At 64.7% G+C, this 21,310-nt stretch carries 19 protein-coding genes; 17 read left to right on the forward strand and 2 right to left on the reverse strand.

What is annotated here, in order from left to right; genetic code table 11:
* Window positions 1-1,008: an inositol 2-dehydrogenase gene (gene iolG, locus AO684_RS19450; protein WP_054304395.1), complete on the reverse strand. Its 1,008-nt coding sequence runs from the start codon at window positions 1,006-1,008 to the stop codon at window positions 1-3.
* Window positions 1,009-1,114: 106 nt separating this feature from the next.
* Between iolG and iolD the strand changes: the two genes are divergently transcribed.
* The 9 genes from iolD to AO684_RS19495 all read left to right on the forward strand — a co-directional run bounded on the left by iolD (window position 1,115) and on the right by AO684_RS19495 (window position 11,202).
* Window positions 1,115-2,986, forward strand: coding sequence for a 3D-(3,5/4)-trihydroxycyclohexane-1,2-dione acylhydrolase (decyclizing) (gene iolD, locus AO684_RS19455; protein WP_054304396.1), 1,872 nt, complete (start codon window positions 1,115-1,117; stop codon window positions 2,984-2,986).
* A 4-nt stretch (window positions 2,987-2,990) separates the two neighbouring features.
* Window positions 2,991-3,884: a myo-inosose-2 dehydratase gene (gene iolE / locus AO684_RS19460; protein WP_054304397.1), complete on the forward strand. Its 894-nt coding sequence runs from the start codon at window positions 2,991-2,993 to the stop codon at window positions 3,882-3,884.
* Window positions 3,881-4,693 (forward strand): SDR family oxidoreductase, encoded by an 813-nt coding sequence (locus AO684_RS19465; protein ID WP_054304398.1) that lies wholly within the window; start codon window positions 3,881-3,883, stop codon window positions 4,691-4,693. The genes iolE and AO684_RS19465 overlap by 4 nt, the downstream gene beginning before the upstream one ends.
* A gap of 1 nt (window position 4,694) precedes the next feature.
* Window positions 4,695-5,759: a sugar phosphate isomerase/epimerase gene (locus AO684_RS19470; RefSeq protein ID WP_054304399.1), complete on the forward strand. Its 1,065-nt coding sequence runs from the start codon at window positions 4,695-4,697 to the stop codon at window positions 5,757-5,759.
* Window positions 5,760-5,776: 17 nt separating this feature from the next.
* Complete coding sequence (locus AO684_RS19475; RefSeq protein WP_054304400.1) at window positions 5,777-6,910, forward strand: Gfo/Idh/MocA family protein; 1,134 nt, start codon at window positions 5,777-5,779, stop codon at window positions 6,908-6,910.
* A 192-nt stretch (window positions 6,911-7,102) separates the two neighbouring features.
* Complete coding sequence (locus AO684_RS19480) at window positions 7,103-8,212, forward strand: phytanoyl-CoA dioxygenase family protein (RefSeq protein ID WP_054304401.1); 1,110 nt, start codon at window positions 7,103-7,105, stop codon at window positions 8,210-8,212.
* A gap of 62 nt (window positions 8,213-8,274) precedes the next feature.
* A complete protein-coding gene (locus tag AO684_RS19485) occupies window positions 8,275-9,219 on the forward strand; it encodes a sugar ABC transporter substrate-binding protein (RefSeq protein WP_054304402.1) in 945 nt (314 codons plus the stop codon).
* A gap of 82 nt (window positions 9,220-9,301) precedes the next feature.
* Complete coding sequence (locus tag AO684_RS19490; RefSeq protein ID WP_054304403.1) at window positions 9,302-10,423, forward strand: ABC transporter permease; 1,122 nt, start codon at window positions 9,302-9,304, stop codon at window positions 10,421-10,423.
* A complete protein-coding gene (locus tag AO684_RS19495; RefSeq protein WP_054304404.1) occupies window positions 10,423-11,202 on the forward strand; it encodes an ATP-binding cassette domain-containing protein in 780 nt (259 codons plus the stop codon). Before AO684_RS19490 ends, AO684_RS19495 begins: the two co-directional genes overlap by 1 nt.
* Before the next feature lie 18 nt (window positions 11,203-11,220).
* Here AO684_RS19495 and AO684_RS19500 read toward each other — a convergent pair whose 3' ends face one another.
* Complete coding sequence (locus tag AO684_RS19500; RefSeq protein ID WP_054304420.1) at window positions 11,221-12,153, reverse strand: LysR family transcriptional regulator; 933 nt, start codon at window positions 12,151-12,153, stop codon at window positions 11,221-11,223.
* Window positions 12,154-12,270: 117 nt separating this feature from the next.
* Here AO684_RS19500 and lysA point away from each other — a divergent pair, with 117 nt between their 5' ends.
* From lysA to AO684_RS19540, 8 genes are all read left to right on the forward strand, one after another.
* Window positions 12,271-13,587: a diaminopimelate decarboxylase gene (lysA, locus tag AO684_RS19505; protein WP_082401142.1), complete on the forward strand. Its 1,317-nt coding sequence runs from the start codon at window positions 12,271-12,273 to the stop codon at window positions 13,585-13,587.
* Window positions 13,588-13,706: 119 nt separating this feature from the next.
* On the forward strand, window positions 13,707-15,290 hold the full coding sequence (locus AO684_RS19510) for an ABC transporter substrate-binding protein (protein ID WP_054304405.1): 1,584 nt from the start codon (window positions 13,707-13,709) through the stop codon (window positions 15,288-15,290).
* A 104-nt stretch (window positions 15,291-15,394) separates the two neighbouring features.
* The gene (locus AO684_RS19515; RefSeq protein WP_054304406.1) at window positions 15,395-16,330 is read left to right on the forward strand and encodes an ABC transporter permease; all 936 of its coding nucleotides are present in this window, start codon (window positions 15,395-15,397) and stop codon (window positions 16,328-16,330) included.
* Window positions 16,330-17,217 (forward strand): ABC transporter permease, encoded by an 888-nt coding sequence (locus AO684_RS19520; protein ID WP_054304407.1) that lies wholly within the window; start codon window positions 16,330-16,332, stop codon window positions 17,215-17,217. The genes AO684_RS19515 and AO684_RS19520 overlap by 1 nt, the downstream gene beginning before the upstream one ends.
* Before the next feature lie 3 nt (window positions 17,218-17,220).
* The gene (locus AO684_RS19525; protein WP_054304408.1) at window positions 17,221-18,216 is read left to right on the forward strand and encodes an ABC transporter ATP-binding protein; all 996 of its coding nucleotides are present in this window, start codon (window positions 17,221-17,223) and stop codon (window positions 18,214-18,216) included.
* Window positions 18,213-19,190, forward strand: coding sequence for an ABC transporter ATP-binding protein (locus AO684_RS19530; RefSeq protein ID WP_054304409.1), 978 nt, complete (start codon window positions 18,213-18,215; stop codon window positions 19,188-19,190). Before AO684_RS19525 ends, AO684_RS19530 begins: the two co-directional genes overlap by 4 nt.
* A 13-nt stretch (window positions 19,191-19,203) precedes the next feature.
* Window positions 19,204-19,719, forward strand: a complete 516-nt coding sequence (locus AO684_RS19535) for a L,D-transpeptidase (RefSeq protein ID WP_054304410.1) — start codon at window positions 19,204-19,206, stop codon at window positions 19,717-19,719.
* A 7-nt stretch (window positions 19,720-19,726) separates the two neighbouring features.
* Window positions 19,727-21,295, forward strand: coding sequence for a D-aminopeptidase (locus AO684_RS19540; protein ID WP_054304411.1), 1,569 nt, complete (start codon window positions 19,727-19,729; stop codon window positions 21,293-21,295).
* Window positions 21,296-21,310: the final 15 nt, after the last annotated feature.

Consider the following 21,310-nt stretch of genomic DNA (forward strand, 5'->3'; position numbering starts at 1 on the left):
TCAGGCCAGTTCGCTGGTGCGGACCGTCCGGCCCTCGGCGACCGAACGGATCGCGGCCTCGGCCAGCAACAGCGCCAGGCGGCCATCCTCGAAACCAACGGCGACCGGGGTGCCCGATTCTATCGCATCGACGAAGGCGTCGATCTCTGCTGCGAAAGCCTCGGCATAGCGGTCGATGAAGAAGTTTTGCAGCACCGCGCCCTGTGCCGTGAAATCTGCTCCGAAAAGCTGCATGTTGTTCATGCGGCGGTTTTCAGAGATGGCCATGCCGCCCGAGCCGAATGCCTCGACCCGCTGGTCATAGCCATAGACGGCGCGACGCGAGTTCACGATGACGGCCTGTTTGCCGCTGGCGGTGGTCAGCACGACGGTGACGGTGTCGTAATCGTTGCAGCGTTCCATCAGCGCCGGATCGACGAGGCGGGCGCCGGTGGCGGTGACAGCTGTCACTTCCTCGCCCAGCATGAAGCGGGCCATGTCGAAATCATGGATTGTCATATCGCGGAAGATGCCGCCCGAAACCTCGACATAGGCATCGGGTGCCATGCCCGGATCGCGCGAGGTGATGACGATCTGGTGCACCTCGCCCAGCGTGCCATCGGTAATGGCGCGGCGCACAGCGGCGTGGCCGGTATCGAAGCGACGCACGAAGCCCAGCATGATGGGCAGATCGGTTCCCGCGATGCGGGCGGCGCAGGCGTTCACCCGGTCCAGCGACAGGTCGATGGGTTTTTCGCACAGGATGGGTTTGCCCGCCGCAACCGCCTGTTCGATGTAATCGGCATGGGTGGCGGTGGAGGTGGCAATCAGTACGGCATCCACCGCCTGTGAGGCCAGCACGGCTTCCGCCGATTCGAAACGCGGCACGTCCAGCTTTTCCGACACTTCGACAGCCGCCGGTTCGTGGGTGTCATAGACCCCGGCAAGCGCCGCGCGCGGATGGCGGGCGATGTTTTCGGCATGCATGCGCCCGATGCGACCACAGCCAAGGACGGCGATCCTGAGCATTTCGTTCTCCTCCCGAAAGCGATTTGCAATAATCATTGCAGAACTATTGCAATGTCAATGGGCATTCCGTAGTCTCTCGCCAAACCCATCCGCAGGAGGAGGCGAGATGACCCGGACCACCGTGCGCCTGACCATGTCCCAGGCCCTTGTGCGCTATCTGTGCAACCAGTTCACCGAGATCGACGGCAGCCGCGTTCCGCTTTTCGCGGGGGTGTTCGGCATCTTCGGCCATGGCAATGTGACATGCCTGTCCGAAGCGCTGGAGCAGGTGCAGGACCAGTTGCCGACATGGCGCGGTCAGAACGAACAAAGCATGGCACTGGCGGCCATCGGCTTCGCCAAGGCCAAGCGGCGGCGGCAGATCATGGTGGCGGCGACCTCGATCGGGCCGGGGGCGGCGAATATGGTGACGGCGGCGGGTGTGGCGATGACCAACCGGCTGCCGGTGCTGTTGTTGGCGGGCGATACCTTCGCCAACCGGCTGCCCGACCCGGTGTTGCAGCAGGTAGAACATTTCGGCGACCCGACGGTGACAGTGAACGATGCCTTCAAGCCGGTAGTGCGCTACTGGGACCGGATCACGCTGCCCGAACAGATCATCACCTCGCTGCCGCAGGCGATTGCCACCATGCTGGACCCCGCCGATTGCGGCCCGGCCTTCATCGGGCTGGCACAGGACACGCAGGAAAAGGCCTTCGATTACCCGGAGGTGTTCTTTGAGCAGAAGGTCTGGAAAATCCCGCGTCCGCGGCCTGACCGGGATGCGGTGGCCGAGGCGGCGGCGCTGCTGAAGGGGGCGAAGAAACCGCTGATCATCTCGGGCGGCGGGGTGCGCTATTCGCTGGCCGAGGCAGAACTGGCCGATTTCGCGGCGCGGCGCGGGATTCCGGTGGTGGAAACCATCGCGGGAAAGGGGGCGCTGACGCATCACCATCCGGTCCATGCCGGGCCCATCGGGATCGTGGGGTCCACCTCGGCCAATGTGCTGGCGAAAGAGGCCGATGTGATCCTTGCCATCGGCACGCGGCTTCAGGATTTCACCACCGGGTCGTGGACCGCCTTTGCGCAGGATGCGAAGTTCATCTCGGTCAATGCGGCGCGGTTCGATGCGGTGAAGCACCGGGCTCTGCCGGTGGTGGGCGATGCGAAGGAGGCGCTGGCCGATCTGGATGCGGCGCTTGGCGATTGGGCGGCGGAGGCCGGTCTGATGGCCCGCGCGCAACGGCTGTTTGCCGAATGGAACGCGCTTGTCGACGATCATCAGCGCCCGACCAATGCCGCCGTGCCGTCCTATGCGCAGGTGGTGGGGGTGCTGAACAGGGTGGCCGGCCCGGATGACACGCTGATCGCGGCAGCAGGCGGCACGCCGGGCGAGGTGACGAAGGGCTGGCGGGTGAAGAACCCCAATACTTTCGATTGCGAATTCGGCTTTTCCTGCATGGGCTATGAAATCGCGGCGGGCTGGGGCTGTGCCATGGCGCAGGAAGGCCCCGGTGCCACCGGCGGCACGCCCATCGTGATGCTGGGCGACGGCACCTACATGATGATGAATTCCGACATCTATTCCGCCGCGCTGACCGGGCATCGCATGGTCGTCGTGGTGTGCGACAATGGCGGCTATGCGGTCATCAACCGCCTGCAACAGTTCAAGGGCGTGCCGGGGTTCAACAACCTGCTGACGGATTGCCGGGTGCAGAACCGGGATGCGCCGCTGCATGTCGATTTCGCCAGACATGCCGAGGCGATGGGTGCAAAGGCGCGCAAGGTGGACAGCCTCGCCGATCTGGAAGAGGCGGTGAAATGGGCGTTGCAGAACGAAGGGCCGACCGTCATCTCCATCGTGTCGGACGCCTTTGCCTGGGTGCCGGGCGATGCCGACTGGGATGTCGGCGTGCCCGAGGTTTCCAGCTTTGAAAAGGTGCGCGCGGCCCGCGCGGCACAGGATGCAATTCGCGCGAACCAGCGCGTTGGAGTGTAAGGGAATGAAGGCAAGACTGGGCATTGCGCCGATTGCGTGGTGGAACGACGATCTGGCCGAGCTGAGCGATGATGTGAGCCTTGAGGAATGCCTGCGGCAGGCCTCGGTTGCCGGCTATACCGGGATGGAGACGGGGCGCCGCTTCCCGATGGACATGGGCGCGCTGGGGCCGGTTCTGGCGAAATACGGGATTTCGGTCTGTGGCGGCTGGTTCTCCGGCCTGCTGCTGGATGGCGATATCGAGGTGGAAAAGGAACGGATCGCGCAGCAACTTGCCTTCTTCAAGGCGGCGGGGGCGCCCTGCATCGTCTATGGCGAAACCGCGCGCAGCATTCAGGGCGTGAAATCGGCGCCGCTGGCGACGAAGCCGAAGCTGACCGAGGCGGAGATTGCCGCCTATGGCCGCAAGATGAGCGATTTTGCGGATTGGTGCGCGGGGCAGGGGATGCCGGTTTCCTACCATCACCACATGGCGGCGGTGATCGAGACCGAGGCGGAACTGGATCTGCTGATGCAGCATTCCTCGGTGCCGCTGTTGTTCGATGCGGGACATATGGCCTTTGCCGGGGGCGATGTGATGCGGGTGATCGAAAACCATCATGCCCGCATCACGCATGTTCATACAAAGGACATCCGTCGCCCGGTGATCGACGCGCTGGACCGCACGCGCGAAAGCTTCCTCGATGCGGTGGTGAAGGGTGCCTTTACCGTGCCGGGCGATGGCAGTCTGGATTTCGAGGCCATCGTGAAGGCGCTGGCGGCGAAAGGCTATGAGGGCTGGTTCGTCGTCGAGGCAGAGCAGGACCCCAGGGTCTCGCCCCCGCTGGAGATGGCGAAGAAAGGGTATGCGGAGCTGCTGCGCGTCATGGCGGCGGCCGGATACGAGGTCATGCCATGAACCGCATCGACGGCAAGATCGCCATTGTCACGGGCGGCACGCAGGGGCTGGGCGCGGCCATCGCGCGGGTCTTTGCGGCGGCCGGGGCGGGTGGCATCGTGATCGTCGGGCGCGGGGTCGAGAAGGGTCGCGCAGTGGCGGAGGACATCTCCGCCGCGACCGGCGTTCCGGTCGAGATGCTGGCCGCCGATCTGGGCAACATGGACGATGTGCGCGGCATTGTCGCCGCCGCCGACCGCCGCTTTGGCCGGGTGGATATTCTGGTCAATGCCGCCGGGCTGACCGACCGGGGCAATATGCTGAACACCAGCCCCGAGTTGTTTGACCGCATGATCGCCGTCAATACCCGCGCGCCCTTCTTCCTGATTCAGGACGCGGCGAAAGTGATGATCCGCGAGGGGATCGAGGGGCGCATCGTCAATATCGGATCGGTTTCCGGTCTGGCGGGGCAGCCGTTCCTTGCTCCCTATGCGACCTCGAAAGGGGCGCTGGCCACGCTGACCCGGCACGCGGGTTTCGCACTGATGCGCAACCGGATCCATGTCAATCAGCTCGACATCGGCTGGATGAACTCGGACCACGAGCGCAAGCTGGTGCTGTCGGAGACGGGTGATCCGACCTTCATCGACCGGAAGGCCGCCGAAAAGCCCTTTGGCCGTATCCTCGACCCGGCCGAGGTGGCGCGGGCGGTGCTGTGGATGGCGTCGGATGACTGCGGCATGATGACCGGCACCGTCATCCCTTTCGACCAATCGGTCTATGGTGGCTTTGACGAGGCGCCGGTGCCAGCGGCAAAGCTGGAGGGCTGACATGCGCACCATCAGGGGGCCGGGGGTGTTTCTGGCTCAGTTCGCGGCGGATCAGGCGCCTTACGACAGCCTGCCGGGTTTGGCCGCATGGGCGGCGGGCAAGGGGTTCAAGGGGGTGCAGATCCCGACATGGGACACCCGGCTGATCGACATGCGGCTCGCCGCTGAAAGCGACGCCTATTGCGATGAGCTGCGCGGGATGCTGGCCGACCATGGTTTGCAGATCACCGAATTCGCCTCGCATATCACCGGGCAACTGGTGGCAGTGCATCCGGCGCATGATGCGGTGATGGACAGTTTCGCGCCCGCGCCGGTGCGGGGGAACCCGAAGGCGCGACGGGCCTGGGCGGAGGAACAGTTGCGCTTTGCCGCGCGTGCCTCGGCCCGGCTGGGCATTGACCGGCATGTGACCTTTTCGGGCGCGCTGCTCTGGCCCTATCTTTACCCCTATCCGCAATGGCCCGAGGGGCTGGTGGAGGAGGGGTTTGACGAACTGGCGAAACGCTGGACCCCGATCCTGAACGATTTCGACGTGCATGGCGTGGATGTCTGCTATGAGATCCACCCTTGCGAGGATCTGCACGACGGCCATTCGTGGGAGTATTTCCTTGAGAAGGTGAAGGGCCACTCCCGCGCCAATCTGACGTATGATCCCAGCCATTTCGTGCTTCAGTCGCTGGATTATCTGGCCTTCATCGACCATTATCACGACCGCATCCGCGCCTTCCATGTGAAGGATGCCGAGTTCCGCCCCGATGGCAAATCCGGCGCCTATGGCGGTTATATGCCTTGGGCGAAGCGCGCGGGCCGCTTCCGCAGCCCCGGCGACGGGCAGGTGGATTTCGGCGCGATCTTCACCAGGCTGACAACGCATGGCTATGACGGCTGGGCGGTGCTGGAATGGGAATGTTTCGTCAAGAACCCCGAGGACGGCGCCCGCGAAGGTGCGCAGTTCATCGCGGATCACATCATCGGCGTGTCGGATCGCGCCTTCGATGATTTCGTGAAATCCGGCGCGGATCGCCGCGCCAACCGGGCGATGCTCGGTCTGGAGGATGAGGCATGAGACCCTTGCGGCTTGGCATGGTGGGCGGCGGGCAGGGCGCCTATATCGGCAATATCCATCGCCTTGCGGCGCGGCTGGATGGCCAGTGGCAGCTTGTGGCGGGCGCCTTCGATGTAGACCCGGAGCGCGGCCGCGCCTTCGCGCTTTCGCAGGGGCTTGACCCCGCGCGCAGCTACGGGACATGGCAGGAGATGATCGCGGCAGAGGCCGCGCGGCCCGATCGGGTGGAGGCGGTGGCGATCTGCACGCCGAATTTCACCCATTACCCGATCGCGAAGGCGCTGATCGAGGCGGGGTTCGATGTGATCTGCGAAAAGCCGCTGACCGCCACGCTGGCGGATGCGGTGGCGCTGGAACAACTGGCGCGGGACAGCGGGCGCTTTGTCGGGGTGACTTATACCTATTCGGGTTACCCCATGGTGCACGAGGCGCGCGTGCGGGTCGCGGCGGGTGAAATCGGCGCGGTGCGCACGGTGCAGGTGGAATACCCGCTGGAATGGATGGCGACGGCCATCGAGCAGCAGGGCAATGCGCAGGCGGCCTGGCGCACCGATCCGGTGAAGAATGGGCGCGGCGGGTCCATCGGCGATATCGGAACCCATGCCTATCATCTGGCGGGATTTGTCAGCGGGCTGACGCTGGACAGCCTGACCGCCGATCTGGCGACCTTCGTGAGTGGCCGGGCGCTGGATGACAACGCGCATGTCATGCTGCGCTATCAGGGCGGGGCGCGCGGACTTTTGTGGTCGTCGCAGGTCGCCATCGGCCATTCCAACGGCGTGCGGCTGCGGGTCTTTGGCGAGACGGGCTCGCTGCAATGGTATCAGGAACAGCCGAACGAGCTGATCCTGACGCCGCTGGAAGGCCGGGTGCAGGTGGTGAAACGCGGCGCGACGGATCTGTCGGAGGATGCGCAGGCGCGCACCCGCACCCCGCCGGGCCATCCCGAAGGGTATCTGGAGGCTTTCGCCAATCTTTACGCGGGCTTTGCCGAGGCGATCCGGGCGCGGGCCGAGAGGCGCAAACCCACGGCCATCGGGCGCAACCTGCCGACGGCATGGGACGGGCTGAAGGGCGTGGCTTTCGTTGAGGCGGTGGTGGACAGCGCCGAGGCGGCGGATCAGCCCTGGTTGCGGCCGGTGGCGGTATAGCTTCCGGGCGGTGCAATGGTCTGCATGGCAGGGCGTGACGGAAATATCTGTTGACTCCTGCAATAAGACTGCAATACTCATTGCAACACGGATAAATTTGCAATTTTTCAACTGACTTCACGGGGTTCGCGGCTGGGGAGGCTGCGGGCTGCCCTGTCGCAAGATCGCCTGTGCGATCCGGGAGGAGAGAGCATGAAGGACTTCGTATCCGGCATCAGCCTTGAGGCGTTTCGCGCTGAAGCCGAAACCACGACGACGCCGGCAATGTGCCCTTCGGCCATGGTCATCGAAAAGAACATCCCGATCTATGACGGGGCCAGCGTAACCGAGGCGATTGCGCCGGAATGGGCGGGGGTCATCGGGCAGGGGCCGGGCGTCTTTGTCATCAAGCGCGCCTTCGCCGATCTGCGCGCCATCGACCGCGCCAGCGACGCCTTCCGCGCCATCATCGCGCAGGAGCGGGCGGAAGGGATTGCAGCGGGGGATCATTTCGCCAAGGCGGGTGCGAATGACCGGATCTGGAACAGCCTGCAAAAGCTGTGTCTGCATGATCCGGCGGTCTATGCGCGCTATATGGCCAATCCGGTGATCGACATTGCCTGCCGCGCCTGGCTTGGCCCCGGCTATCAGCTGGCGACCCAGGTCAATCAGGTGCGTCCCGGTGGCAAGGCACAGGCGCCGCACCGCGACTATCATCTGGGTTTCATGTCGCCCGACCAGATGGCGCAGTACCCCGATCACATCCATGCCACGGGGCCGACGCTGATCCTGCAAGGCGGCGTGGCGCATTGCGACATGCCGGTGGAAAGCGGCACGACCAAGCTTCTGCCTCATTCGCAGCGCTATCTGCATGGCTATATCGCCGCGACCCGCCCCGAGTTCCGCGATTATTTCGAGGCGCATCACGTCCAGTTGCCTCTGGAAAAGGGCGATGCGATCTTCTTCAGCCCGGCGCTGTTCCATGCGGCGGGCGAGAACCGGACGGCCGATGTGGTGCGGATGGTGAACCTGATCCAGACCGCCTCGGCCTTCGCGCGGCATATGGAAAACCTTGACCGCACCGCGATGGTGCGCGCGGTCTACCCGCATCTGGCCGCGCTTTCACCCGAGGGGCGGCGCGCCGTCATCGCGGCGACGGCGGACGGCTATCCTTTCCCGACCAATCTGGACACCGATCCGCCGATCGGGGGGCTTGCTCCCGAAAGCCAGCAGGATCTGCTGGCCCGTGCGGTTGCCGAAGGGTGGGATCAGGCGCGGCTGGAGACCGCGCTGGAGGAACAGGCCCGCAAACGCCGGGCCTGAGCGGCGACAGTTCCGGGGGGAATCCGGCGCCGCAAGATAACGACCAAAGGGAGGAGAAACCTATGAAGAAAATGCTGCACACCGTGGCCGCAGCGGCCTTGCTTGCGACCACGGCCCTGGCCGGGGCTGCCCATGCGGAGGGCGAGAAATTCGTCTGGATCAGCCATGGCCCGGACAGCGACAGCTGGTTCAACGTGATCAAGAATGCAATCAAGGTCACGAACGAGCAGATGGGCGTGGAAACCGAATACCGCAATCCGCCGACCGGCGATCTGGCCGATATGGCGCGGATCGTGCAGCAGGCTTCGGCTGCGGGCGTGGACGGGATCATCGTCACCATCGCCGATTACAATGTGCTGGAAGGCCCGATCAAGGATGCCGTCGCCAAGGGCATCCCGGTGGTCACCGTGAACTCGGGCACCGTCGAGGAAAGCCAGAAGCTTGGCGCTCTGATGCATGTCGGCCAGCCGGAATACGAGGCGGGTCTGGGTGCGGGCAAGCGCGCGAAAGAGGCGGGGATCAGCTCGTTCCTGTGCGTGAACCACTATATCACCAACCCGGCTTCGGTTGAGCGCTGCCGCGGCTTTGCCGATGCGCTTGGCGTTGATCTGGGCAGCCAGATGATCGATTCCGGCATCGACCCGTCGGAGGTGCAGAACAAGGTGAAGGCCTATCTGACCGCCAACCCCGATACCGGCGCGATCCTGACGCTTGGGCCCAATTCGGCCGAGCCCTCGATCCGTGCGGTGAAGGATATGGGGCTGGATGGCGAGATTTATTTCGGCACCTTCGACCTGTCTTCGGAAATCTCGGCCGGAATCAAGGATGGCACCATCAACTTTGCCATCGACCAGCAGCCGTTCCTGCAAGGTTCGGTGCCGATCCAGGTGCTGACCAATTATGTGCGCTACGGCGTTGCCCCGGCCAATTCGATCTTCACCGGCCCGGGCTTCGTGACCAAGGACAATATCGAACTGGTTGAATCGCTGGCGGGCGAGTTCCGCTGAGCGACCCCGCCCCTACGGGGCCAGCGTGCGGGTGAATGCTCCCCACCCGCACGCCTTTCCTCTGATCTCAACGAGGCCAAGAATGACCGACACCACCTCCGGCCCGGCCGGTGACGAACGCATAAAAGATGTCTCTCCGCTGCGCCGTATGCTGATCCGCCCGGAACTGGGCGGGATCTGCGGCACCATCCTGGTCTTCATCCTGTTCGGGCTGATCGCCGGGGACAGCGGCATGTTCGCCGCCGAAGGAGTGATGAACTGGACGGTGGTTTCGGCACAATTCATGGTCATCGCGGTCGGGGCCTGCCTGCTGATGATCGCGGGCGAGTTCGACCTGTCCACCGGCTCGATGATCGGGTTTTCCGGGGTGCTGATGGCGATCCTGTCGGTGCAGATGGGCTGGCCGCTGTGGCTGGCCATTCTGGCAACCTTTGCTTTCTGTATCGCCATCGGGGCGCTGAATGGCTGGCTGGTGATCCGCACCGGACTGCCCTCGTTCATCGTGACGCTGGCCTTCCTTTACATCCTGCGCGGACTGACGATCTGGGGATCGGTCTATTTCACCCGGCAGACCATCATCGGCGGCGTGGCCGACCGGGCGCAGGGCGACTGGCTGGCGCCGGTCTTCGGTGGCAAGATCCTGACGGGCCTGTTTCAATGGATGGGCGATGCGGGCTGGATCGCCACTTTCACGCGCGGCAACCGGGCCGGGCAGCCGGTGGTGGACGGCATCCCCATGCTGGTGGTCTGGGCCCTCGCGCTGGTGATCTTCGGCCACTGGCTGCTGACGCGCACCAAATTCGGCAACTGGGTCTTCGCCAGCGGTGGTGATGCGCAGGCGGCGCGCTATGTCGGTGTGCCGGTGAACCGGGTGAAGATCCTGATGTTCATGTTCTCGGCCTTCTGTGCCTGCGTCTTTTCGATGTGTCAGGTGATGGAATTCGGCTCGGCCGCCGCCGACCGGGGCCTGCTGAAGGAGTTCGAGGCGATCATCTGCGTGGTGATCGGCGGCGCGCTGCTGACCGGCGGTTACGGCTCGGTCATCGGGGCGGCGCTGGGGGCGGTGATCTTTGGCGTGGTGCAGCAGGGTCTGTTCTTCGCCAATGCCGAAAGCTCGCTTTTCCGGGTGTTCCTCGGGATGATTCTGCTGATCGCGGTCATCATGAACACCTACATCCGCCGCATCATCACGGGGGAACGCTGATGACCACGCCCATCGTCGACATGCGCGACATCAAGAAACATTTCGGCCATGTGATCGCGCTGAACGGGGTGTCCTTCGATGTGCGCGCCGGGGAATGCCATTGCCTGCTGGGCGACAACGGCGCCGGGAAATCGACTTTCATCAAGACCATGTCGGGCGTGTTCCGCCCCAGCGCGGGTGAGATGCGGGTGGAGGGCAGGCCGGTTGTCTTTGAAAGCCCGCGCGACGCCATGACGGCGGGGATTGCCACTGTGTATCAGGATCTGGCGATGATCCCGCTGATGAGCGTCAGCCGCAATTTCTGGATGGGGCGCGAGCCGGAAAAGGGCATCTGGCCGCTGCGCACGCTGGATCTGGCAAAGGCCGACGCCATCACCATGAGCGAGATGCGGAAAATGGGCATCAACCTGCGTGGCCCCGATCAGGCGGTCGGCACCCTGTCGGGGGGAGAACGGCAGACCGTCGCCATTGCCCGTGCCGTCTATTTCGGCGCCAAGGTGCTGATCCTGGACGAGCCGACCTCGGCTCTGGGTGTGCGGCAGACGGCGAATGTGCTGGGCACGATTGACCGGGTGCGCAAGCAGGGGATCGGTGTGGTGTTCATCACCCATAACGTGCGGCATGCGATGGCGGTCGGGGATCGGTTCACCGTGCTGAACCGGGGGCAGACGCTGGGGACAGCCCTGCGCGGCGAGGTGGATGCGCCGGGCTTGCAGGACATGATGGCCGGCGGGCAGGAACTGGCGGATCTGGAAAGCTCGCTGGGCGGCACCATCTGAGGCGGGGCGGGTCAGACCTTACTCCCCTTGCTGCGGGAGAAGGTGCTGATCCAGCCCGGCGGCCATTTCTGCGGCCACCTCGTGCAGGACGGAGATGAAGCGCCGGACCTGCGCGATCCGGGTGCTGCGCGGGGGATGCCACAGCGCCACCCGATACGGCACCGAAACCGACAGCCGCCGCAGCGCGACCGGCCCGCCCGCATGGCTGGCCGCGGTCAGCGGGTTGATCACCGACAGACCGACCCCCGCCGCCACCATGGCGCAGACGCTGGCGGCGGTGGTCGTTTCTGCGGCATAGTCGCGCGAGACATCGGCCTCGTGAAACACCACATCCAGCTTGTGCCGGTAGGGGTCGTTCTGGCTGAAATAGATGAAGGGCTGGTTCGCGAAATCGGCTGGGGTCAGCACATTGCGCGCGGTCAGCGGATGCCCCTGTGGCAGGACGCAGACCATATCCCCGACAAAGACGGATTCGCCGGTCGCACTTTCCCGCTCTGACAGGTTTTCGGCCAGACACAGGTCGAAAACCTGAGTTGTCATTTCATGCCGCAGCGAGGGTTCCTCGTGCGAGTGGATCGAAAAATGCACATCGCGGCGGGTTTTCAGAAAGCGCTGGATGACGCGGGGGATGATGGATTCCGCATAGGCCGGAATGCTGGCGATGCGGAAGTTTGCGGCATTGTGGGTGCGGATGGCCGAGGCGGCGCGGCTGATCTCATCCAGCCCGACAAAAGAGCGCAGCACCACCTCATGCAGCAGGATCGCCTGCTGCGTGGGTGTCAGCCGCTTGCCGAAACGCAGGAACAGGTCAAAGCCAAGACGGCTTTCGATCTCGCGGATCTCGCGGCTCAGCGTGGGCTGTGAACTGCCCAGTTTGGCAGCGGCGGCGGTAATGCTCTTGTTCACCATGACCGCGTTGAAGACGTCAATCTGGCGCTGGTTCAGTTTCATGGTGATCCCCTTTTCCCTTTGCATATCAGAAATGAATAAGAAACGCCCATGAAGTATTTCATTTGCATGAAAACATCTGGGAAGGTGGCGGAAACCCAGAACAGACAAAGGGTCGTCATGTCCCAGACCATTGCCCTGGCCCCGGCCCCTGCCGATGACCCCGCGCCGGATCTGCTGCATCGCCGCGACGGCGCGCTGCGCATGGAAGGCGTGCCGCTGGCCCGCATCGCCGAGGCGGTGGGGACGCCGTTCTACGCCTATTCGGCGCAGGCGCTGCGGGCGGGATACACCGCGCTGTCGGGTGCAGTCGCGCCGCACGGGGTGGATGTCTGCTTTGCGGTGAAGGCCAACAGCAACATTCACGTCCTGTCGGAATTTGCCCGGCTGGGATGCGGTATGGACATCGTATCGGGTGGCGAGATGGCGCGCGCGCTGGCCGCCGGGGTGCCTGCGGAGCGGATCATCTTTTCCGGTGTCGGCAAGACCGAGGCGGAAATCCGGGCGGCGCTGCTGGCGGGCCTGCATCAGATCAACGTCGAAAGCCCGGCGGAGCTGGAGGTGGTGGCGGCGGTCGCGCGCGATCTGGGCCAGAGCGCCCCGGTGGCGCTGCGGGTCAATCCCGATGTCGATGCCCTGACCCATGCCAAGATCACCACCGCGCGCAAGGACAGCAAATTCGGTATCGCCATCGGTGAGATCCCCGCGCTTTATGCCGCCGCCGCGATGCGGCCCGAACTGAACATGGTCGGGCTGGCGGTGCATATCGGGTCGCAGATCCTTGATCTTGCGCCGTTCCGCCGGGCCTGGGCCGCAATGGCCGGTCTGGTCCGCGATCTGCGGGCGGCGGGGCAGCAGGTCGGACGGCTGGATCTGGGTGGCGGGCTCGGGGTAGGGGGCGACGGCCACTCCGGCCCCGATCTGGCCGAATATGCCCGGATCATCGCGGATACGGTGGGCGGCATGGGGCTGGCGCTGAATGTGGAGCCGGGGCGCTGGCTCTGCGCCCGGGCCGGGGTCATGGTGGCCCGGGTGATCTATACCAAACCCGGTGACGGCGCGGATTTCGCCATTGTCGACGCGGCGATGAACGATCTGATGCGCCCGGCGCTGTATGACGCCCGGCATGCGGTAGAGCCGCTGGCCCCGCCGCGTCAGGTGGGGGCCACGACCCCTTGCCGGCTTGTTGGCCCGATCTGTGAAAGCTCGGACGATTTCGGGACATATCAGGGACTTGGCCCGCTTCAGGCCGGGGACCTTCTGGCCTTCCGCGACGCGGGAGCCTACGGCGCGGCCATGTCCTCAACCTATAATTCGCGGGATCTGATTCCCGAGGTTCTGGTGGATGGTGCGCAGTTCCGTGTGATCCGTCGCCGGGTCGGTATCGACGAGGCGCTGCAACTGGAACAGCCCGGACCGTGGCAGCGCGCCGGGTAAAGGGGGAAGCAAAGGGGGGTGCCGTGCGACAGGCCCGCCCGGAAACAAGGGTCGCCGATAACAGCGGTCGCAGGGTGCTCCCGATCAACAGCGGCCAAACCGACAGAGCGAGGTACAAGATGAACAAGAAGATGAAACTGCTTCTGGCCACCGGCCTGACCAGCCTTGTGCTGATGTCGCCGGCGCTGGCCGAGAACATGCTGCGCGTGTCCTATCCCGAAGACCCCAAGACCGCCGACGTGCAGATGACGACGGATGCCTATACACTTCCGCTGAATATCTTCGACCGGCTGGTGGAATCCGAGACGACGGCGCCGGGCCAGTCGGCGCTGGTGCCGGGGCTGGCCGAAAGCTGGGATGTGTCGGAGGACGGCCTGACCTATACGTTCCACCTCCGTGGGGGCGTGACCTTCCATGACGGTGCGGCGCTGACCGCCGATGATGTGGTCTATACCTTTGACCGGATGCTGAACCCGGCAACCAAGGCGCTGAACACCGATATCCTGACCTTCATTGCCGGGGCCGAGGACCGGCTGGATGGCAAGGCCGACAGTGTGTCGGGGCTGAAGGCGCTGGACGAGCACACGGTCCAGATCACCCTGTCGAAACCCTATGCGGCCTTCCTTGCGCTGCTGGCCTCGCCCGGCGCCTCGATCTACAACCGCGCCTTTACCGAAGCTGCGGGCGATCAGTTCGGTCTGACGGCGGAAACCACGAATGGCACCGGCCCGTTCATTCTGCGCGACTATACGCTGAACGACAGCCAGATGCTTGAGGCGAACGACAATTACTGGCGTGGCCGCCCGAAGCTTGACCGGCTGCTGGTGCGCGTGGTGTCGGATTCCGAAACGTTGCGGATGCTGTTCGAATCCGACGAACTGGACGTGTTCGATCTGGATTACGCGCCAACCCAGACCCCATATTTCTATGGCAGCGACCAGTGGAAGGATCAGGTCCGTTCCGGTCCGCGGGTGGGGATCTATTATTACAACATCAACCAGCTGAAAAAGCCGTTCGACGATGCGCGCGTGCGCAAGGCGTTCCAGATGTCGATCGACCGGCAGACCATTCTGGACAAGAACTTCTACGGCAAGGGCAAGCTGGAAGACGGCGTGATGCCGCGCGGCCTGGCCTGCTATACCCCGGCGACGCCCATCGAATACAACCCGGCCAGGGCGAAGGAACTGCTGGCCGAGGCGGGTTACCCGGACGGGGTGGAGATCAATCTGCAACAGGTGTCGAGCTGGTCGACGAAATGGTCTGACATGAACCAGATCATCCAGGCGCAGGTGGCCGAGGCCGGGTTCAAGGCCAATATCGTCACCACCGACGAGGCCGCCTTCCTCGCCGCGCGCAAGGCGGGCGATGCCGAGGCTTATACCCAGGTCTGGTCCGCCGATTTCAACGACCCGGACAATTTCTTCTACACCTTCTTCTCGGAATCCGGGACCAAGGTCAGGGGCTACAACAACAATGACCCCGAGGTCTTTGCCGCCATCGAAAAGGCGCGCGGCATGACCGATCAGGAGGCGCGCTGCAAGCTGTATCAGGAACTGACGGCCCGCATCGTCGATACCGATGCCGCCTGGGTGCCGCTGTTCAGTCTGGACCACAGCTATGTGGTGCAGCCGCGGGTGAAGAACTTCGTCGTGCCGTGGAACGGCTGGAGCGACATGAACTATTACAAGGTGGACGTCGAGTAAGAGTACCTTGACGGGGTGCGCGGAACCGCGCACCCCGGCCCAGGCATTTCATCCTTCCGCCTCGCCCCCGCCCTGCGCGGGTGCCGCAGAAAGAGCCTTTCCCGATGTTGATGTTCGCGCTCCGACGCATCCTTGTGTCCATTCCGGTCCTGATCGGCATTACGCTGATCCTGTTCATCATGCTGAACGTCGTGCCCGGCGATCCCATCGCGCTGATGATGAAGGAACACGCCAGTGCCGATGTGATCGAGCGGGTGCGGGCGCAGATGCGTCTCGATGACCCGCTGATCACCCGTTATCTCAGGTTCCTGTGGGATGCGCTGCATGGCGATCTGGGCAATTCGATCAAGCTCAACCGTCCGGTCACTGACCTGATCCTCAAGGCCTTTCCCAATACGCTGATGCTGGCGGTTTCGGCCGCGCTGGTGTCCTGGGTCATCGGCATTCCGGTGGGCATCCTGTCGGCGGTCCGGCGCGACAGTTTCATTGACCGCTTCTTCATGGGTTTCTCGCTGCTGGGCGTGTCGATGCCGATCTTCTGGTCGGCGCTGCTGCTGCAATATATCTTCGCGATGAAGCTGAAGCTGCTGCCGGTGTCGGGCTTCTATGGCTGGCAATACATGATCCTGCCCGCCGTGGTGCTGGGCTGGTCCTCGGCCGGGGTGATCGCGCGACTGATGCGGTCGAGCCTGCTGGAGGTGATGCGGCTGGATTACATCCGCACCGCGCGCGCCAAGGGCCTGCGCGAAACCGGCGTCATCACCCGGCATGCGTTGAAGAATGCGCTGATCCCGGTGGTCACGATCATGGCGATTCAGGTCGCGGGGCTGCTGTCGGGCGCGGTCATCACCGAGGCGATCTTTTCGATCCCCGGTGTCGGGCGCATCACGGTCAGCGCCATATCCTCGCGCGATATGCCGCTTTTGCAGGGCGCGGTGCTGTTTGCCACGGTTCTGGTGATCTTCGGCAATCTGGTGGCCGACATCCTGTATTCCGTCCTTGATCCCCGCATCCGGGCGCAGATGAGGAAAGAGGTGTGATGTCACGTTCTTCCGACCTGACCGACGCGCCTGAGGCGCTGGAGGAAGCAAGCTTCCTGCGTGATACCCTCCGGGCCTTCCGCAGGAACCGCATGGCCATGCTGGGCCTTGGCTTCGTGCTGCTGCTTGTCCTGGGCGCCATCTTCGCGCCCTGGATCAGCCCGCATGATCCCTACCGCGTGGCGCTGGACGAACAGTTGCTGCCCGCCTCGACAACCTATTGGCTGGGCACCGACAATTTCGGCCGGGACGTTCTGACCCGCATCCTTTACGGCGCGCGCATCTCGCTGGTGGTGGGGATCGTACCAAGCCTGATCTCGCTGAGCATCGGCACGATGATGGGCATTCTCAGCGGATATCTGGGCGGGCGTACCGATTTTGTCATCATGCGGCTGGCCGACATGATGATCGCCTTCCCGTCGCTGCTGCTGGCCATGGTGGTGATGTATACGCTGGGTGCGAACCTGCTGAACATCTTCCTTGCGCTGGCGCTTGTCGGCTGGGCTTCGGTCGCGCGGGTGGTGCGGTCGCAGACGCTGGCGCTGCGCGAGAAGGAATTCATCGAAGCGGCGCGCGCCAACGGCACGGCGAGAGTTACCGTGATGCTGCGGCACATCTTTCCGAACGTCATTCCGACGCTGATCGTGCTGTTCACCCTCGCCATCCCCGAGGCGATCATGTGGGAATCGAGCCTCAGCTTTCTGGGGGTCGGCGTGCAGCCACCGGAGGCAAGCTGGGGTCTGCTGGTGGCCAAGGGTAAGGAATACATGTTCCAGGCCCCCACCGTGGCCATTGCCCCCGGCGTGGCGATCCTGCTGACGGTGCTGGCCTTCAATTTCATCGGCGACGGGCTGCGCGACGCGCTTGACCCTTCGATGAAGGACTGAGCGATGACGGCAGAAACCATTCTTTCCGTGCGCGGCCTGTGTACCGATTTCAGCGGCGACCGCGGCAATGTGCGGGTGCTGGACGACGTGTCCTTTGATGTGGGCCGGGGCCGGATCGTCGGGGTCGTCGGCGAATCCGGTTCGGGTAAAAGCATGACGGCGCTGTCACTTATGGGGCTGGTGCCGCAGCCGCAGGGGCGGGTCAGCGCCCGGTCGATCACACTCGACGGCCGCGATATCACCCGCCTCGGTCCCGCCGGGATGCGGGGCATCCGGGGCCGCGACATCGCCATGGTGTTCCAGGAGCCGATGACCTCGCTCAACCCCGTAAGGCGGGTGTGGGAACAGGTGGGCGAACCGCTGGCGATCCACCACGGGCTTGGCCGCCGCGCCATCCGCGCCCGCGTGCTTGAGATGTTCGAACTGGTCGGCATTCCCGAACCCCAGACCCGGCTGGACGCCTATCCGCATCAGCTTTCGGGCGGGCTGCGGCAGCGGGCCATGATCGCGATGGGTCTGATCTGCGAGCCGAAGCTTCTGATCGCGGACGAGCCGACCACGGCGCTGGATGTGACCACGCAATCGCAGATCCTGCATCTGATGCGCGACCTGCGCGACCGGGTGGGCACCTCGATCATCCTCATCACGCATGATCTGGGGATCATCGCCGAAATGTGCGACGAGGTGAACGTGATGTATGCCGGGCAACTGGTGGAACAGGCCGATGTGTTCAGCCTGTTCGAGACGCCCTCGCATCCCTACACGCGCGGCCTGCTGGCCTCGATCCCGCGCGCGACGGAGCCACGGGCCGGGCGGCGGATGCCCTCGATCCCCGGCATGGTGCCGAACCTTGCCCGGTTGCCGCCCGGTTGCCGCTTCAACCCGCGCTGCGCCGCCGCCATGCCGGTCTGCCTGCAACGCGACCCCGTCCTGACCGGCATCGCCCCCGGCCATGCCGCGCGCTGCTGGCTGCACAGCCCGAACGGAGACCGGACATGACCGAGGATGTGGTGATTTCCACCCGCGACCTGACCCGGCATTTCCATGTCGGCGGCGGATTTATGGGCGGGCCGGCACGGGTGGTCCGTGCGGTCGACGGTGTCACGCTGGACATCCGCGCGCGCGAAACCTTTGCGCTGGTGGGCGAAAGCGGCTGCGGCAAGACCACGCTGGGCCGGGTGATGCTGCGTCTGCAAGAACCGAGTTCGGGAACGGTGGCCTATCGCGGCACCGATCTGACCGGCCTGGACGAGGCCACGATGAACGGGCTGCGCAAGAAATTGCAGATCGTATTCCAGGACCCTTATGCCTCGCTCAACCCGCGGATGCGGGTCGGTGAAATCCTGTCAGAGCCGCTGCGCAGCCATGGTTTCGGCACGGCGGATGAGATTCGTGACCGCTGCGCCGAACTGCTGGAGATGGTGGGGCTGCGCCGGCAATACCTGCGCAACTATCCGCATCAGTTCTCGGGCGGCCAACGTCAGCGTATCGGCATCGCGCGGGCATTGGCGAACCGGCCTGATTTCGTGGTTTGCGACGAATCCGTCTCGGCGCTGGATGTGTCGATTCAGGCGCAGGTTCTGAACCTGCTGGCCGAGCTTCAGGACCAGCTCAGCCTGACCTATCTGTTCATCACCCACGATCTTGCCGTGGTGCGGCAGTTCGCGGATCGGGTGGGGGTGATGTTTCTGGGGCGCGTGGTCGAGGTCGGTACGACGGAAGAGATGTTTGCCCGGCCGTTGCATCCCTATACGATGCTTCTGATGGCGGCGGTGCCGCGCCCTGATCCCCGCCTGCGGGGGCGGGACAGGCTGATGATGCAGGGCGAGATTCCAAGCCCGATGAATCTGCCCTCGGGATGCCGGTTTCACACCCGCTGCCCCTTCGCGCTCGAGATTTGCCGGACGGAAGATCCGGCACTGCAAGACCGGGATGGGCGGGCGGTGGCCTGTCACTTCCCGCTGGATGGTTGAGAAGGAGAGACCTTTGGATCTGATCGTGAGCGGGCAGGGGGCGGGCTGGCAGGCCCGCTTCGGCGACAGGATCTGGCGGGCTGCGGTGGGCCGGGGCGGTATCGCGGTGAAACAGGCCGAGGGTGACGGGATCAGCCCGGTCGGCTGCTGGCCGATCCGCCGCGTGCTGTGGCGGGCCGACAAGCTGGGATCTGCGCCGGTGACCGTGTTCCCGACCGCCAGGATCGCGCCCGATGACGGCTGGTGCGATGCGCCCGATCACCCGGATTACAACCGCCCTGTGAAGCGCCCCTTCGCTGCCAGCCATGAAGAGATGTGGCGGGCCGATGATCTTTACGACATCGTTGTCGTGCTGGGGCAGAATGATGATCCGGTGGTTCCGGGCGCGGGCAGTGCGATCTTCCTGCATCTGGCGCGCGAGGGCTATACCCCGACCGCCGGATGCGCCGCGCTGAGCCGGGCCGACCTGCTGGAGTTTCTGGCACTGGCCGGGCCGGATACCCGGCTGTGTTTCCGCGAAACCGAATGAGGCGGCCATGAGCGGGATCGACATGCAGGCGCTGGAACGCGCACTTGATCTGCTGCCGGGTCAGTATCGCGGCCCTGCCGGTGTGGCGGGCGTGGTGAAGGACGGGCAGGTGATCGCGCGGCGGGCATGGGGCTATGCCGATATGGCGGCGCGGCTGCCGATGACCGCGACGCTGCGCATGCCGATCTGCTCGATCTCAAAACAGATGACCTGTGCGCTGCTGCTGGATCTGTTCGACGACCCCGAGGCACTGGCGCCGCTGCTGCCCGATCTGCTGCCGCGATTTGAAGGGCCGCTGCCCAGCGTCGCGCAGCTCTGTCACAACCAGTCGGGATTGCGCGATTACTGGGCCCTGAGCGTTCTGCAAGGGGCGGCGCCGGAAGGCCGCTGCACGGCGGCGCAGGGGCTGGAGCTGCTGGCGACGGCGCGGGACGGGCATTTTGCGCCGGGGGCGCATTATTCCTACAGCAACGGCAACTTCCGCCTGCTGGCAGAACTGATCCGGCGCGCGACAGGCCGCGATTTCGGGGCACTGCTGGCCGAACGCATTCTGCGCCACGCGGGGATGCCGACCGCCTGTTTGGGCGCGGACACAAGCGATCACATCGATGGTGTGATGGGCTATGAAGGCAATGACGAGGTGGGCTTCCTGCCCGCCGAGACTGCAATCACATGGTTTGGCGATGCCGGTGTCATGGCCTCGCTGGACGATATGCTGGCGTGGGAGCGCCATATCGACGCGACGCGCGATGATCCGTCCGGGCTCTACCGGCGCATTTCGGCGCCTGCCACTTTCGCCGATGGCACGCCCGCGCCCTATGCCTATGGCCTGCGCCGCTACAGCCATGCGGGCTACGAGGTGACGGGCCATGGCGGCGGATTGCGCGGCTTTTGCTCTTACCGGCTGCATGTCGCGGCAGAGCGGTTTTCGGTGGTGGTGATCTTCAATCACGAGGCCAGCGCGATGCGCGCGGCCGAGGCGCTGCTGGCGGCGGCGCTGGATCTGCCCGCGCCCGCTGCGCCGGTTCCGGCGCAGGGCTGGGGCGGGCTGTGGCTTGACCCTGAGGCGGATCTGTTCCTGCGCACGACCGATACGCCTGGCGGGGTGCGACTGCATTACGCGGTCTCGCCTGTGCTGCTGGCCCCGGTCAGCGCCAGCCAGGCCGAGGCCCCCGGCATCCTGCTGCGGCGGGAGGGCGGGGCGCTGGTCATGGAGCGCCCGGCCGAGAACCTGATCGTCCGGGCCGAACCGCTGGAGCCGGTGGACCGTGCCGATGCCGCGGATATCGCCGGGCAATATCACGCGGGCGCCATCGACGCCGGTCTGGTGATCGAGGCGCGGGACGGCGCGGCCTATATCGGTTTTGAAGGGCTGTTCGGCCCGGGTCCGATGGAGCGGATGTATCCTCTGGCACACGACCTGTGGTCGGTGACCTGCCGTCGCGCCATGGATGCGGCCCCGCCCGGCGAATGGACCCTGCGTATCCGGCGGGGCAGCGATGGCCGCGTCACCGGGCTGACGCTGGGTTGCTGGCTGGCCCGCAAGATCCAGTATGACGGCCCGCTGGGCGGCTGATTGTGTCCGGTATTT

This window comes from Gemmobacter sp. LW-1 (genome assembly GCF_001303875.1).
In the GTDB taxonomy this organism is placed as follows: Bacteria; Pseudomonadota; Alphaproteobacteria; order Rhodobacterales; family Rhodobacteraceae; genus Gemmobacter; species Gemmobacter caeni.